The sequence below is a fragment of the Aminobacter sp. P4_D5 genome, assembly GCF_056401815.1.
Genome location: NZ_JBFUIP010001186.1, coordinates 1 through 564 on the forward strand (window position 1 = coordinate 1; position 564 = coordinate 564).

The following is a 564-nucleotide window of genomic DNA, read 5'->3' on the forward strand; positions in this document are numbered from 1 at the left end:
GGCCGTCTGCGCTGTTTCTGCTTCTGCCGGTCTGGCTCCTTCTGCGCATGGCGCTCAATGCCGTGGACGGCATGCTGGCCCGCGAGCACGGACAGAAATCGCACCTCGGCGGCTATCTGAACGAACTCGCCGATGTCGTTTCCGACGCCGCGCTGTACGCACCCTTCGCGCTCGTCCGCCCTTTCAGCGCAGGCTGGGTCGGTGCCGTGGTGGTGCTTTCCATCATCTCGGAATTCGCCGGCGTGCTCGGCCCCAACCGCCGCTATGACGGCCCGCTAGGCAAGAGTGACCGGGCCTTGCTGTTCGGTGCCCTCGGAGTCTGGGTCGGCGTTTCCGGCGCACTTCCGGCCTTCGCCTTCTGGCTCATGCCGCTGACCTGCCTGCTGCTCATCGGCACCACGGTGAACCGCGTCGTTGCCGGCCTCGCGGACATGACGCTAGCCGATACCGTCGCCCCAATCGCCAAAGGAAGTCCCATGCGACCCGTCGAGGACCACAAATTCACGACCCATGACGGCGTCGATCTCACGTACCGCCACTGGCCGGCCACCTCGTCCACGCCGC

At 66.3% G+C, this 564-nt stretch carries 1 pseudogene; it reads left to right on the top strand.

The features are described 5' to 3' along the window. Positions 1 to 443, top strand: a pseudogene (locus AC1DWF_RS37395) (CDP-alcohol phosphatidyltransferase family protein); the annotation flags it as partial. Between the last annotated feature and the right edge of the window lie 121 nt (positions 444 to 564).